The organism is Labrenzia sp. VG12, from assembly GCF_002237595.1.
In the GTDB taxonomy this organism is placed as follows: Bacteria; Pseudomonadota; Alphaproteobacteria; order Rhizobiales; family Stappiaceae; genus Roseibium.
In genome coordinates this window covers 4,395,818-4,410,043 of record NZ_CP022529.1, presented here as the reverse complement: position 1 = coordinate 4,410,043, position 14,226 = coordinate 4,395,818, and the positions used below count along the sequence as shown (strand labels likewise).

The window sequence follows — 14,226 nt, the reverse complement described above, 5'->3', positions numbered from 1 at the left end:
CCCTAGGCTGACATTCGCGCCGCACAGCCGTTGAGGGCCGCAAAATCATCGTCGAGCAATTGCACCGGAATGCCGGACACAAGCTGTTGCTGGCGCCCCTTGGCACAGAAAGCACCCAGGAACTCAGGTTCCTGCAGGAATTTCGCCAGGCTCCGGGTCACGCCGCCGGTCAAAACGATGCCGCCCAGCGACAGGAAGACGAGGGCGAGGTCGCCGATGACCCGGCCGAGAAACGTCACCCATTGCCGCGCGGCGTTCTCACAGCACCGGTCACCGCCGGAATTGGCCAGCGACGCGATCTCGGCCGGCGCCAGCGTGTCCGGAGCCCGCCCATCCTCCAGACAGGTCCATTCGTAGATTTCCCGCAGACCGTTGCCGGACAGCGCGCGCTCGATGGAGGCCCGACCCCGGTTTCGCGCAAGGTAGGACCAGAGCCGCAGTTCCGATTCGGTTTCCACGGCCAGGGTGCTGTGACCGCATTCCCCTGTACCGACCTGAAGGCCGTGCAGGTTCTGATAAAGGGCAGCCGCGTTGAAACCTGTACCGGCCCCGACAACAAGTCGCGTTGCTTGCTCACGGATCGGGCGGCCGGGATCGTAAATACTTGTCAGCCGTTGCGGTGAAACACGGTCAAGGGAATAGCCCAGCGCCTCGAAATCATTGAGAAACGTGACCGGAGCTCCCCCCAGCACCTTGCCGATGCCTTCGGCGTCAAACATCCAGGGATGATTGGTCATGCGAATGGCCTTGCCCTCGATGGGGGCCGCAATTGCAATGACGGCCGACTTGCATCTGGGGCGGCCGCTATCGGCAAGATAGCTGTCGATCGCTTCTTCCGGGCTGCCGAATTCGCGGTTTCGATAGCGCGCGATGGTGTCCTCGCGTACCTGGCCGTTTTCCACCAGCGCAAGACGCGTGTTCGTGCCGCCGATATCCGCCGCAAGGCCTTGAGAAAAAGTCATAAACGGGTTCCTGAGGCAATGTCGAAATAGGAGATCCTGGAGAGGTCGAAGGCAATCCGGGTGATGTCGCCGGCCGTCACCTTTGCATCGGCGGAGAGCCGGGCGACAGCTTCTGTGCCGCCCAGGTTGATCACTGCATAGGTGTCGGCTCCGGCCGGTTCGACCACGTCGAGCAGGCAATCGGCGGTCTGAATGGCGCGATCGTTGAGCGCTCCGTTCATGTGGGCGGCATCCTTCATCGCCTCCGGGCGCAATCCGACCAGCACATCGCCGGGATTGGCGGGCAAACGGTCCGGCGCCGTGCCATAGTCGAACAGCTCCAGGGGCGCGCCATTGGCGACCGGGATCTCGATGCGGATGCGCTCCCCGTCCCGCGCCGCCCGTGCGGTCATCAGGTTCATGGCAGGAGATCCCATGAAATCGGCGACAAAGGCGTTGACCGGCGCGTTGTAGATTTCCTGCGGCGTGCCGATCTGCTGTACCACGCCGTCCTTCATGACGACGATCCGGCTTGCGAGCGTCATGGCCTCGATCTGGTCATGGGTGACGTAGACGATGGAAGCACCCGTGGTCTGGTGGATGCGCTTGATCTCGGTGCGCATGGTAACGCGGAGCTTGGCGTCCAGATTGGACAGCGGTTCGTCGAACAGGAACAGTTTCGGATCACGCACGAGCGCCCGTCCCATGGCGACGCGCTGACGCTGGCCACCGGACAGTTCAGCCGGTCTCCGGTCAAGCAGGTGACTGATCTTCAGGAGCTCTGCAACTTCGGCCACCTTCCGGGTCTTCTCCGCCTCTGCGACCTTGCGCACTTCCAGGCCGAACCCGATGTTGCGGCCAACGCTCATGTTCGGAAACAGCGCGTAGGACTGGAACACCATGGCGATGTCCCGGTCGGCCGGCTCGTCATGGGTGCGATCCTTGCCGGCGATGTGAATGGCGCCGGAGGAGACTTCTGTGAGGCCGGAGATACAGCTCAGAAGCGTCGATTTTCCGCAGCCGGACGGACCGACAAGCACCAGGAACTCGCCGGGGTCCATGGCAAGGTCAATGTCTTTGAGGACATGAACGTCGCCATAGCGTTTCTGAAGGCTGCTGACTGTCAGGATGGGGTCTTGCGACATGAAGCGGGATCCTTGTTCTCTCCGGCAGGTTCAGCCCTTGACCGAACCGGCAACCAGTCCGGAGACGATGAATTTCTGAAAAGCAATGGCGAGAATTGCCGGCGGCAGGGTCGCCAGCACACCGACCGAGGCAATGACGCCGTAGTCGGTGACACGGCCTGCGGAGAAGTCGGCAATGGCGACGGGCAGGGTCTTCGAGCTGAGATCATTGGTGAAGATCAGCGCATAGAAGAATTCGTCCCAGGCAACGAGGAAGGACAGCATGGCGGTTGCCGCAATCGCCGGCAGGGCAAGAGGCAGGACCACCTCACGGATGGTGTAGGCTGTTCCGGCGCCCTCCATGAAGGCGGCCTGTTCCACTTCCAGCGGCAGAACGTCGATATTGGCCTTCATCAGCCAGGTCGCAAACGGCAGCAGCATGGCGGTATAGACGATCACCAGCGTCACGGTGTGATTGAGCAGACCAAAGGCGCTGAAGGTGGAATAAAGCGGCAGGATATAAGTGATCGGCGGCATCATGATGGTCGCCAGAAAGGCAAAGAGCAGCACCATGGAGGCGCGCCGCCTGGAAAAGGCGTAGGCCGCGGGAATGGCCAGGAGAAGCGCGGCTGTCGTAGCGCCGCCTGCCGTCAGGATGGAGTTCCGGAGCGCGCTCAGGAAACGCTCGCCGTTGCCACCCTCCAGGCTGAGCAGACTGGCATAGCGGCTGAAATCGAGCTCCGACGGGATCCAGCGCAGGGGCACTTCGGTCAGGTCGGTCGGGGCGCTGATGCTCATCACCACCAGCCACAGCAGCGGACCCGCCGTAAAGGCGGCCAGCAGCAGGGCGCAGCCATAAACAATCAGGCTATGTGAAAAAGACCGCCTCATGCGACCGCTCCCTGCGCCTGCCGCCTGGAAGCGGAGTAATAGACCAGGATCAGGACCGCGCTGATGCCGGCAACAAGCACGGCATAAGACGCACCGCTGCCGCTTCTCAGGTAGTTGAAATACTCCTGGTAGACATAGAAACTTGCGGTCTTTGTGCTGTCGGCGGGACCGCCGCCAGTCATCACGTAGACGATGTCGAAAACCCGGAAGGCCTCGATAGTCCGCAGCACCATGACCACCATCAGCGGGCCGGCGATCCAGGGCAGCGTGATGGAGACAAAGCGTTTCCAGGGCCCGGCGCCCTCGACGGCCGCCGCCTTGGTGAGGTCACCGGGAACGGTCTGCAGTGCGGCCAGGGCCACATAGGCAACCAGCGGGAAGTTCTTCCAGACATCGGCGAGGATGACCATGTTCATGGCCGTTGCCGGATCGCCGATCCAGCTGCGGTAGTCGGAGATCAGCCCGAGTTGGAAGAGAAGCGAATTCAGCGCCCCGTAGTCCGGGTGATAGATCAGCCGCCACGCGACCGCATTGACGATGGTCGGCACGGCCCAGGGCAGGATGATCAGCGCCCGCAGCACAAGCCGCCCCTTGAATTCCTGGTTCAGGAGAACGGCGACCGCGACCCCCAGAATGCCTTCAAGCCCCACCGAGACGATCGTGAAATAGAGCGTGCGATAGAGCGCTGCCTGAAAATCCGGATCGGTCAGCGCATAGATGTAATTCTCAAGGCCGATGAAATTGACCGGCACGGGCAGGGCCGAGATCCTGGTGTCGGTGAAACTCAGCCACAGTGTATTGGCCAGCGGGATCAGGGTGATCAGCGCAAGCACGAGCATGGCCGGCGCCAGGAGGGTCCATTTTTCTCTTGTCTGGCGTCGGCCATGCATAAGTCTGTCTCCTTCAGGTCAGGCCGGATCAGCGGATCCGCTTGACGCGGTCAGCGGCCGCCTGAAGGCCTTCTTCCACCCCGACCTGGTCGAGCAGGACCTGGTGGATGTTTTTCTGAAGGATGTCGGAGACTTCCGTGTAGGACGGCACCAGCGGACGCGGATACATGACGGCGATCGACTGCTTGGCCGCCGCGATCAGGTCCTCCTGGCCTTCGGCCACTTTCGGGCTGTCATAGGACGCTTTCCAGATCGGCAGGCTGAGCTTGGCGTAATCTTCCTGAATGTCCTTCTGGGTCAGGAAGGAGATATAGGCCCAGGCTTCGTCCGCATGCGGGCTGTTGGCGGGAATGCCGAGACCCATGGAACCATTGACGCTGGAGGCCGCGGTCTTGCCGGCAACACCCGGAGCCGGGGCAACCTTCACCTTGCCGGCAACCTTGCTTTCGGCCGGATCATTGGCGAGTGCGTTCATGTAGGTCCAGTTGAGGGCAAAAGCCGCTTCGCCATTGGAGAACACCCGGCGGACATCTTCTTCAAAATATTCCCTCGAAGACGGGTTGGTCAGACCGTCGTCGAGGCTTGCCTTCATGAAGGTCACGGCATCCTTGGCACCGCCAACTGTAAAGGCCGGTTGCCCTTCCTCGAAGAAGGCGCCGTTATTGGCAGCCGTCAGCGTGGTGAAGTCGCAGATCATGGCCTCGGACTGTGACCAGCTCCAGACCAGCGGGTATTCGACGATGCCCTTGTCCTTGATCTGCTTGGCCTGGGCAACCAGCTCGCCCCAGGTCTTGGGCGGCTCCGAAATACCGGCTTCTTCGAGCATTTCCGCGTTGTAGAACAGATACTTGGTGTCGAGAATCCAGGGCATGCCGTAGCGCTTGCCGCCATATTCGACCGTCGTCCAGGCACCGTCAAAGACCTGATCGGTGTAGTCGGCCGGGATGCGGTCAGAAACGTCGGTCAGAAAGCCGCGTGTTGCGAATTCCGCCGGCCAGATGACGTCGAAGAGCACGACGTCATAGCCGTCGTCGCCTGCGCCGGCGGCCGCGACGATCTTGTCATGCAAAGCTTCGTAGGGGACGAATTCCAGGTCGACCGTAACGCCTGGATTGGCCGCTTCGAACTTGGCGGTCATCGACTTGATGTCGTCTTCGCTATAGGCCGCCTGGCTCATGAAAAGTGCATTGAGTGTGGTATCGGCCAGTGCGGTGGACGCCATGGCCAGGGTCGCAATGGCGGACCCCATAATCAGTTTTCCAAACGTGTTCATTCTGCCCTCCGGTTCTTGTGTGAGCGGGCACATCCTAAGCGTGATTTTTTTATTTTGTCAAATTGATAGAAAAAATAAAATCTGCTGTATTCGACGCATGAACGATAGCTCACCGATCCCCACGTCCTTCCGAACCAGCGGAACGAACCTGACGCGCGCCAAGACCCACAATCACCGGGTCGTGCTCGAGGTCATTCGAACCAGAGGGCCGATCGGCCGCACGGAAATATCTGAAATCACGTCTCTTTCCAGGCAAACGGTTCAGAATATCGTTGGCGAGTTGCAAAGCCGCGGCGTCGTGGAAATGAAGGCCCAGAAGGCACGCGGCCGGGGCCATCCGGGCATGACGGTGCAGCTCAAGGCGGACCACGCTTTCAGCCTCGGCTTTCATGTCGACCGATTGTCTGTAACGGCCACCGCCTGTGATCTGCTGGGTCAGATCGTGTGGCAATCAACCGGCACTCTTGAGGCGGCGACACCGGCCTCCGCGAATGCCAGGATCATCACCATGGCCGATGACTTCCGGGCAGCGGAGCCCGCTCTTTCGGCGCGCCTGTTCGGCGTCGGCCTCGCAGCACCCGGCCCCTTTGACAGCACCGATGCGCCAGACGCCCGCGCCGATGCCACGACCTTCTCCGAATTCGGGTCACCGGCCAATCTGGAGGCATTGCAACGGGCGCTCGGGCTTCCGGTCGTCCTGCAGAACGACGCGTCTGCCGCGGCACTTGGGGAACATGTCTATGGCATTGGACGCAGTTTCAACAATTTTGCCTTTGTCCAGTTCGGCATGGGACTTGGCGCCGGCTTTGTCCTGAACGGGGCACTCTATCCGGGTGCTTCCAAAAACGCGGGCGAAATCGGTCACGTGATCATCAACCCCGACGGCCCGCGCTGCAGCTGCGGCAACCCGGGCTGCCTGGAGCGCTATCTTTCGCTCCATGCTCTGTGCGAGCGTCTGGAGCTTGAGCCGACCGCACATGCTTCGGTAAGCCGGATCGAATCCCTGTTCGAGGCGGGTGACCGAGATGTCCTGGGATGGATGGAAGAGGTCGCGCCCTACATGCGCCAGATGATCAATCTGGTCGACATGATGCTGGACCCGGAGGCAATCGTGCTGGGTGGTATCATCCGGCCGGACTTTCTGTCGGCACTGCTCGAACGGGCAGCTCCCCTGCCTTGCCGCCTCGACGGCGCGTCGCTGACGGAGCGGATCCACATCGGTACGTCGGGCGCCACCACAGTTGCCCTCGGCGCAACAGCCGCCGCCGTGGATGCGCTCTATGCGCCCTCTGTGTCGCATTTGTTGCTGTAGCCGGTCCCAATGATCGGACGCCCCTGCTCGGGCCGGCAAGCACCCGCAATCAAAAAACTAACGGACAAATTACAAAAGGGCCGCTCGCGCGGCCCTTCCGTCTCGTTCTGCCCGGAAGTGATCAGGCCGTCTCTTCCCTGGGCAGCGAACCGTGGCCATGTCCTGACAATCCGCCAGACACTTCCTCGGTGGATTCCTCGGTGAGCTCTTCCGGCAAAACCAGGTTCAGCACGATCGCGATTGCTGCTGCCGGCAAGAGGCCGCTGGTCAGCAGGATCCGCGCCGTGTCGCCCAGATGCTGCAGGGCGTCCGGCACCTGTTGCAGGCCGAGGCCGATGGACAGCGAGACGGCGAAGATCACCATGTTGCGCCGGTTCCAGTTGACGTCGGACAACATGGAAATGCCTGCGGCAACCACCATGCCGAACATCACGATCACACCGCCGCCGAGCACTTCAATCGGAACCGTACGGATGATGGCACCGACTTTCGGGATCAGGCCGCAGACGATCAGGAAAATCGCACCGATGGTCACGACATGGCGGCTCATGACCCCGGTCATGGCAATCAGCCCGACATTCTGGCTGAAGGAGGTGTTGGGGAAGCCTCCAAAGAAGCCGGCAATCGCAGACCCGACACCGTCGGCATAGGTGGCTCCGGCGATTTCCTTGTCGGTCGCCTCACGACCCGCACCGCCCTTGGCGATCCCGGACACGTCACCAACGGTTTCAACCGCAGAAACGAAGGCCATGAGACAGAAGCCGATCACGGCCGCAAGGGAGAACTCGAACCCGTATTTGAACGGCTGCGGCAGCGCGAAAGCGGCTGCCTTGTCCCAGGACCCGGCAATCGCACCAAAGGACAGCATGCCGGTGGCCAGCGCGAAAATGTAACCTGCGATCAGTCCCAGGAGCACCGCCGAGACGGAAAGCATGCCGCGTGCGAAGAATTTGAGCCCGAGGGTCACGACAATCACGACGAGCGCAGCCGACCAATTCAGGAGCGAGCCGAATTCCTCTGTGCCGATGGCCGGCACGCCGCCGGCGGCATATTGAATGCCGACCTTGACCAGCAAAAGGCCGATCAGGGTGACGACGAGGCCGGTGACCAGAGGTGGCAGGGCAAAGCGGATCTTGCCGATGAAAAGTCCCAGAACGGCATGGAACAGGCCGCCGATAATGACGCCGCCAAAGAGCGCGGCAAGTCCGTCGACACCCTTGCCCGCAACAAGCGGGATCATGATCGGCAGGAAGGCAAAGGATGTGCCCTGAACGATTGGCAGGCCCGCGCCAACCGGACCAAGCGTCATGGTCTGCAAGAGGGTCGCAACACCTGCAAACACCATTGACATCTGGATGAGATAGAGAAGTTCGGGAAAGTCCGGCGAATTGGACCCGAAGCCGAAGCCGGCAGCGCCGGCCACGATGATGGCCGGGGTCACGTTGGAGACGAACATCGCCAGAACGTGCTGGATGCCCAGGGGGATCGCCTTCATCAAAGGCGGCGTGTAGTTGGGATCGCGGAGCTGCTCCGGCGATCCGATCGATGCGTTAGACATTTTTGCTCCTCTGAAGGTCGAGGGACGCCGCCGCCTCATTTCGCGGGCAGCGATCGTCCGAAACGGGAGGCTCAGTCCGTTGCGGGAGCCTCCACAGTCCAGGGGTCGGAAAACCAATGTTCCTCAAGATTGGAACCGTCCCCGATGCGGTCCACGACCGCATAGCGGCCCGCTTTGCCAAGCGGGGCCAAAACACCGTGCCAGGTGCCACGGTGAAGATTGATCGACTGGCCGGGCTGGCTGATGAACGCCGCCAGATTGACCGGTGCGCCGTCCTGATCGTCCGCGACAACCACGATCATCGGCACGCCATCAAGCGGAATGAAGGCCTGGCTTCCCTCCGGATGGCGCTCGACCATGTCGACCACATAGGGAAACGCCCGTGCCTTGGCATCAAACAGGCTGATACCGGCCCGGCCGGTGCCGAATTCAAGTTTGGCAAGGTCATGATGCCGGCCGCACATGCCCTGATTGATGATCTTGTCCGGGCTTCCGGCAATCTCGAGCACATCGCCGTAAGCCGCGAAGGCCTCTGTTGTCAGCGGCACCGGGGTCAGGACCCGGCTCACGGCAGGAGATCCTTCAGCCGGAACTGGGCGATCCGCTCCACCTGACGGCAGGCCTCATCAAATTCGGTGGCCCGGTCATTGTCGATCCGGCGATGAAACGCCTCCATGATCGATGCCTTGTTATGGTCGCGCACGGCGATGATGAAGGGAAAACCGTGCTTTTCGACATAGGCCGTGTTGAGCTGAGTGAAGCTGTCCCGCTCCTCGTCGGTCAGCATGTCGAGCCCGGCACTGGCCTGTTCGCTGGTGCTTTCGGCCGTCAGACGACCGGCGGCCGCCAGTTTTCCGGCGAGGTCCGGGTGCGCCGTCAGAACGCCGAGACGTTCTTCCTCGCTGGCGGACCGGAACATGCGGCACAGCGCATTATGGACACCGGCGGCACAGTCATGGGCCGGGCCGAGTTCCAGCTCGAAAGCCCGCTCGGCAATCCAGGGCGAGTGTTCGAAAATACCGCCAAAGGTCTCGACGAATTCCGCCTTGTCCATCCGGCTTGGCCGCATGCCCTTCTGTGGCGGATGGGTCTTCGCCCAATGCTCCGCGATCTCGATCCGGCGCGGGCACCAGACACCCTCATGTTTCTGGATATGCTCGATGAATTTCTTCAACGCCGCGATCTTGCCGGGCCGTCCGACGAGACGGCAGTGCAGGCCGATGGACATCATTTTCGGCGTGTCCGTCGAGCCTTCCTCGTAAAGGGCGTCAAAGGCGTTGCGCAGGTAATTGTAAAAATCCTCGCCGTCGCTCCAACCGGGCGCCACCGCGAAACGCATGTCATTGGCTTCAAGCGTATAGGGAATGATCAGCTGGTCGCGGTCACCCACTTCCAGCCAATAGGGCAGGTCGTCGTCATAGGTGTCTGAAATATAGGCAAATCCGCCTTCTTCTGCGACGAGCCGCACCGTGTTTTCCGAGCAGCGCCCCGTGTACCAGCCACGCGGACGTTCTCCGACCACTTCGGTGTGCAGGCGGATGGTCTCGGCGATGACTGCACGTTCTTCTGCTTCCGGCATGTCCTTGTGTTCGACCCATTTCAGGCCGTGGCTAGCGATTTCCCAGCCAGCGTCCTTCATGGCCTGGACCTGTTCCGGGCTGCGCGCCAGGGAGGTTGCAACGCCGTAGATCGTCAGCGGAATGTTTGCCCGGGTGAACAGGCGATGCAGACGCCAGAAACCGGCCCTTGCGCCATATTCATAGATCGATTCCATGTTCCAGTGCCGTTGGCCCTGCCACTGGGCGGCGCCTGGAATGTCTGACAGAAAGGCCTCGGAGGCGGCATCCCCATGGAGCACGCAATTCTCGCCACCTTCTTCGTAGTTGAGCACAAACTGAACCGCGACCTTCGCCCCGTCCGGCCATTGCGGATCCGGTGGGGTCTGGCCATAGCCACGCATGTTACGGGAATAACGATTCAAGACGGGACCTCCTCGTGATACCAATGATTTGAAACAGGCAAAGACTATGCCCTATTCAACGATTGGTATGCTGTCTTCTTATAAATCAGAACAATCCCGATGACTTTCTTGTCTTTTTAGAAAGTGCTTTCGGAGAACCACGGGTGTCCTGGCCCAGCAGCTGGGCTCATCATGTGCCAAACAAATTTTCTGGAAGGAGGCCCCTATGGCCGGATTTCTGACGACCCACGTCCTCGACACGGCCCAGGGCTGTCCTGGCAAGGGCATCAAGATCGATCTCTATGCAATTTCGGGCGACACCCGCACCTATCTGCGCAGCCTGGTCACAAATGGCGACGGCCGCACCGACAGCCACATCCTGCCGCAGGACGAGTTCAAGACCGGCACCTATGAGCTGGTCTTCCACGTCGGCGCCTATTTTGATGCCGCGGGCATCGACCTGCCGGAGCCGAAGTTCCTCGACACGGTGCCCTTGCGCTTCGGCATGTCGGAAGAGGCGCATTACCACGTGCCGCTGCTGGTTTCGCCCTACAGCTTCTCGACCTATCGGGGGAGCTGAGGGAAAAGGCTTTAGCCATTTCCGGGTAGTTCAAGGCGCACGAGGCAGCCACCGGATGCGCCCTGTTCCAGGCTGACCTTGCCCCGGTAAAGGTCCACAAGGTCGGCCACTATGGAAAGCCCTAGCCCCTGGCCTGGCGCCGTTTCGTCCAGCCTGCGCCCGCGTACAAAGACGGCCCCCCGCTCCGTTTCCGGAATGCCCGGGCCATCATCCTCGATGAGGAGCTGAAGGCTGGAGCCGTCGGTTCCGGCCTCGACCGTGATGGCTGACCGGGCCCATTTGACCGCATTGTCCAAGAGGCTGCCGACCAGCTCGTAGAGATCCACCTCGTCGCCGCGAAACATCGCCGTTGCCGGCACATTTGTCTTGATGTTCAGGCAGCGCCGCTCGGTTTCCGGCGCCAGGGCCGCCAGGATATCTTCTACCGTTGTCTTCACCGAGACGAGCCGCGTACCCGTTCCGGCGGCACGGGACTGGCTGAGGTACCGGTTCAGGTAATCGTCGATCCGGGCGAGCTGATTTGCAAATCGCTGCCGGTCCCTGGTGTCAACACCGGCCATGAGATGCTTGAGCGTTGCCAGCGGTGTCTTGACTGCATGCGCGAGGTCAGCTGCCGAAGTTCTCGCTCGGCTTACCAACCGGTCTATATCAGACTCCAGATCATCCAGTTCGGAGGCAACGGGAGCCAGTTCGGCCGGCCAGACGGGCGTATCCGGCGCTTTTTGACCGGTGCGCATGGCCTGGACTTTTGAGCGCAGGTCCCCAAGGGGACTGAGGCCGATCCGCATCAACAGAAAAACCGTTGCGATCAGGCCGAGCGCCAGCACAGAAAGAACAAGGGCAACCACCTGTCGGAAGTCCCTGAGCGCATTCACCAGCGTATCCGCAGGGCGGGCGATCGCAAACAGAAGCGGCCTGGACGTGCCCTTCAAACGCACCTCCCGCGACAGGCCGCGAGACGGAATGTTCCCGGGGGCGGAGAACTGGCCGACTTCGCCAATCGGAGGCGTCAGCACTTCGGCGAAACCGGCGACCGCCGGTCCGAGTGAACCGGACTGGGCAAGCACGACCTGACCGTCCCTTACCTGCCAGGCCCAACCGGAGAAGGGCTGTTCGTACCGGCTTTGAAAAGCACCCCGCAACACTGCAATTCGGCCATCCTGCAACGCAGTGTTGGCAACCAGATGCACCAGATCGTTCTCAAGCGAACTGTCGAATTCGTGCTCAATATGGCGGGCAAAGAGCTGCACCAGCACAACGCCAGTCACCAGGACGGCCAGGACGCACCAGAATGTAGCCCCCAGAATGAGCCTCGCACTGATCGACAGATGCCTAGGAAACATAGTAGCCGTGCCCGCGCTTCGTGCGCACGACATCCATCCCGATCTTCTTGCGCAGTCGCGCCATTGTCGCCTCGATCACATTGGAATCGCGGTCGAAATCCTGATCGTAAAGATGCTGGGTCAGTTCGGTCTTGGAAACGACCTTGCCCCTGTTCAGCGCAAGGTAGGCGAATGCGCGGTATTCGTTCCTGGTGAGGTTTACCGGCTGCCCGGCCTTGCGCACTGTCTTGAGTGACAGATCCAGTTCGAGGTCGTGCAGGGTCAATTGGGAACTGCCATGTCCGTGGGAGCGCCGGATCAGTGCCTCGAGACGCGCCATAAGTTCCTCAGTCTCAAAGGGCTTGGTCAGGTAATCGTCCGCGCCGCCCCTCAACCCGTCAACCTTGTCTCGCCAGGTTCCGCGAGCCGTGAGCACCAGCACCGGTGTCTGCAATCCGGCGGTCCGCCATCGTTTCAGAACGGACAGACCATCCAGCATGGGCAGCCCGAGGTCCAGTATGATGACGTCATGTTCGCCCGCTTCGCCCAGATGCTCTCCCTCCTCGCCGTCCAGGGCAACATCAACCAGAAATCCGGCCGCTTCGAGCGAAGGCTGGAGCACATCAAGCAGGTCCCGGTCATCCTCGACGATCAGCACGCGCATGCATCAGTCCTCAGCCTCACGGTTTTCAGGCTCGTCATCTCCTGCGTTTTCGCGATCCACCTGTTCCAGCCGCTTCGAAGCCTCATCAAACAGCGCATCAGCATCGACCGGTTTCCAGTAGTCAAAGCCAAAGAATACCGGATCGAGGGTTTGTGCCTCGAAGAGGGCCACATCCACCCGTCCCTTCTTGTCGATGAATTCCACTTCGAACGCGAAACGACAGTCTTCCTCCGTGTGTTTCATCAGCTCAATGCCGAGCAGGTCAGCTTCCAGCAACTCCTCGATTTCCTTCAGCTCGAAGCCGAGACGCGTATAGGCCGCCAGGGCCACATTCTGGCAAGCGATCTCGGCCCGTGCGGGCAGAGCGGAGAGAATGACCAGCAAGAAGCATAAAATTCGCATGTTTGATCCCAGTCTGGCCTCCATGTTCGGAGGAAGGCTTCCATTTGGCCTGTTTTTGAGGAGAGCCGCAAGCAGTCAGGCTGCAGGAACATCTAGCTCTTGAGAATGCGCAGGTGTTGCTGTTCGAAACCGTCATAGGCGCCAGCTTCGAGACCCCATAAATCCCGCAAGAGAGCGTGGTAGACCTCACGATAGTCAGTGGTAAACACCAGATCGTCGTCCACGAGGCTGTCAAGCGACGGGCGCCGGCCACCAAGCCCCCCCGCAACGGAACCTCCCAGTACGATTACCGGCGCCGCTGTGCCGTGATCGGTTCCCGCAGACCCGTTCTCGCGCGCCCTGCGGCCAAATTCGGAGTAGGTGACAATTGTGGTCCTGTGCCAGAGACCGATCTGCCGGAGTGCCTCGGCAAAGACATGCAGGGATGTCGACAGGTCATCCAGCAGGGCCGCATGGGTGCCGGATTGGCCCTCATGGGTATCGTAACCGTCCTGAACGACCTTGATCACCGGCACTTCAACGCCAGCATCCAGCAGCCGGGCCGCCACATGAAGCTGATCCCCAAGCCCTGTTTCCGGAAAGGCCCAGCGGCGGCCTCGATACCGGTCGAGCTTTTTCCGGATCTGCTCACCGGTGACCTGAGCACTTTCGTAAGCGTCGAGAACGTGCTGCATCGGGCTGTGGGTCGACGCCGGACGCACCGGATGTCGCCGATCGCCGACGAGGTCGAGCGCACCGAGATAGGCATCGACGTCCCGAATGGCTGAAAACCGACCGGGTCCTGCAAGTGGTCCCATCTCCCCTCCCAACACAAGGCCGTCGGCATCTGCTCTTGAAGACCGATCTGCTATCGACAATGCCGACGAAATCCAGCCCGACGACGACAGACTGTCCGGACCACCTCCGGAGTTCCAGATCTCGATCGACCGGAAATGGGAGCGGTTGGGGTTGGGGTAGCCGACACCTTCCACGATCTGAAGCTCCCCCCGTTCCCAGTGAGCGCCAAGGGGTTTTAGCGACGGATGCAACCCAGTTTCGCCGTCCAGCATGATCAACTGCGCGGTATCGAGACCAATCTCCGGCCTGAGGTGCCGGTATTGAGGGTCCTTGTGCGGGACATGCGTGTTGAGGCCGTCATTTCCGCCGGCCAGTTCCACCAGCACGAGCAAATGATCCGGCGTTGGCGCTGCTTCTGCCGCACGCAGGAAACCAGGCAGGCCGAGACTGGGCAAAGCGCTTGTGACGCCCACGCCGAGAGCCTGCAGGAAACGGCGTCGGGACGGGGACAGCAGTCGGGACATGGTGCGAC

At 61.1% G+C, this 14,226-nt stretch carries 14 protein-coding genes; 2 read left to right on the top strand and 12 right to left on the bottom strand.

Translation table 11 applies throughout. The features are described 5' to 3' along the window. Positions 1-2: 2 nt before the first annotated feature. The 5 genes from CHH27_RS20515 to CHH27_RS20495 are packed head-to-tail and all read right to left on the bottom strand — an operon-like array spanning position 3 to position 5,119. On the bottom strand, positions 3-962 hold the full coding sequence (locus CHH27_RS20515; RefSeq protein ID WP_094073237.1) for an ROK family protein: 960 nt from the start codon (positions 960-962) through the stop codon (positions 3-5). Beyond that, positions 959-2,086 (bottom strand): ABC transporter ATP-binding protein, encoded by a 1,128-nt coding sequence (locus tag CHH27_RS20510; protein ID WP_094073236.1) that lies wholly within the window; start codon positions 2,084-2,086, stop codon positions 959-961. Before CHH27_RS20510 ends, CHH27_RS20515 begins: the two co-directional genes overlap by 4 nt. 30 nt (positions 2,087-2,116) lie before the next feature. Beyond that, the gene (locus CHH27_RS20505) at positions 2,117-2,956 is read right to left on the bottom strand and encodes a carbohydrate ABC transporter permease (RefSeq protein ID WP_094073235.1); all 840 of its coding nucleotides are present in this window, start codon (positions 2,954-2,956) and stop codon (positions 2,117-2,119) included. Further along, positions 2,953-3,846, bottom strand: a complete 894-nt coding sequence (locus tag CHH27_RS20500) for a carbohydrate ABC transporter permease (protein WP_094073234.1) — start codon at positions 3,844-3,846, stop codon at positions 2,953-2,955. The genes CHH27_RS20505 and CHH27_RS20500 overlap by 4 nt, the downstream gene beginning before the upstream one ends. Positions 3,847-3,874: 28 nt before the next feature. Continuing rightward, on the bottom strand, positions 3,875-5,119 hold the full coding sequence (locus CHH27_RS20495; protein WP_094074900.1) for an extracellular solute-binding protein: 1,245 nt from the start codon (positions 5,117-5,119) through the stop codon (positions 3,875-3,877). Between the two features lie 97 nt (positions 5,120-5,216). Here CHH27_RS20495 and CHH27_RS20490 point away from each other — a divergent pair, with 97 nt between their 5' ends. Next, a complete protein-coding gene (locus tag CHH27_RS20490) occupies positions 5,217-6,431 on the top strand; it encodes an ROK family transcriptional regulator (RefSeq protein ID WP_157739013.1) in 1,215 nt (404 codons plus the stop codon). 121 nt (positions 6,432-6,552) lie between these two features. On the opposite strand, the gene CHH27_RS20485 is transcribed toward CHH27_RS20490, so the two are convergent. From CHH27_RS20485 to puuE, 3 genes are all read right to left on the bottom strand, one after another. Beyond that, the gene (locus tag CHH27_RS20485) at positions 6,553-7,989 is read right to left on the bottom strand and encodes a uracil-xanthine permease family protein (protein ID WP_094073233.1); all 1,437 of its coding nucleotides are present in this window, start codon (positions 7,987-7,989) and stop codon (positions 6,553-6,555) included. 71 nt (positions 7,990-8,060) lie between these two features. Further along, positions 8,061-8,558 carry an ureidoglycolate lyase gene (locus tag CHH27_RS20480; protein ID WP_094073232.1) on the bottom strand — a complete coding sequence of 166 codons (498 nt, stop codon included), beginning with the start codon at positions 8,556-8,558 and terminating at the stop codon, positions 8,061-8,063. After that, entirely contained in the window at positions 8,555-9,949 is a 1,395-nt protein-coding gene (gene puuE, locus CHH27_RS20475; RefSeq protein WP_208988994.1) for an allantoinase PuuE, read from the bottom strand. The genes CHH27_RS20480 and puuE overlap by 4 nt, the downstream gene beginning before the upstream one ends. A 226-nt stretch (positions 9,950-10,175) precedes the next feature. Between puuE and uraH the strand changes: the two genes are divergently transcribed. Next, positions 10,176-10,529 carry a hydroxyisourate hydrolase gene (gene uraH, locus CHH27_RS20470; protein ID WP_094073230.1) on the top strand — a complete coding sequence of 118 codons (354 nt, stop codon included), beginning with the start codon at positions 10,176-10,178 and terminating at the stop codon, positions 10,527-10,529. Between the two features lie 11 nt (positions 10,530-10,540). Here uraH and CHH27_RS20465 read toward each other — a convergent pair whose 3' ends face one another. The 4 genes from CHH27_RS20465 to CHH27_RS20450 all read right to left on the bottom strand — a co-directional run bounded on the left by CHH27_RS20465 (position 10,541) and on the right by CHH27_RS20450 (position 14,218). Beyond that, positions 10,541-11,872 (bottom strand): HAMP domain-containing sensor histidine kinase, encoded by a 1,332-nt coding sequence (locus CHH27_RS20465; RefSeq protein ID WP_157739011.1) that lies wholly within the window; start codon positions 11,870-11,872, stop codon positions 10,541-10,543. Next, on the bottom strand, positions 11,862-12,515 hold the full coding sequence (locus tag CHH27_RS20460; RefSeq protein ID WP_094073228.1) for a response regulator transcription factor: 654 nt from the start codon (positions 12,513-12,515) through the stop codon (positions 11,862-11,864). The genes CHH27_RS20465 and CHH27_RS20460 overlap by 11 nt, the downstream gene beginning before the upstream one ends. A 3-nt stretch (positions 12,516-12,518) precedes the next feature. Further along, positions 12,519-12,917 carry a hypothetical protein gene (locus CHH27_RS20455; protein WP_157739010.1) on the bottom strand — a complete coding sequence of 133 codons (399 nt, stop codon included), beginning with the start codon at positions 12,915-12,917 and terminating at the stop codon, positions 12,519-12,521. Positions 12,918-13,009: 92 nt separating this feature from the next. Beyond that, on the bottom strand, positions 13,010-14,218 hold the full coding sequence (locus tag CHH27_RS20450; protein ID WP_094073226.1) for a DUF1501 domain-containing protein: 1,209 nt from the start codon (positions 14,216-14,218) through the stop codon (positions 13,010-13,012). Positions 14,219-14,226: the final 8 nt, after the last annotated feature.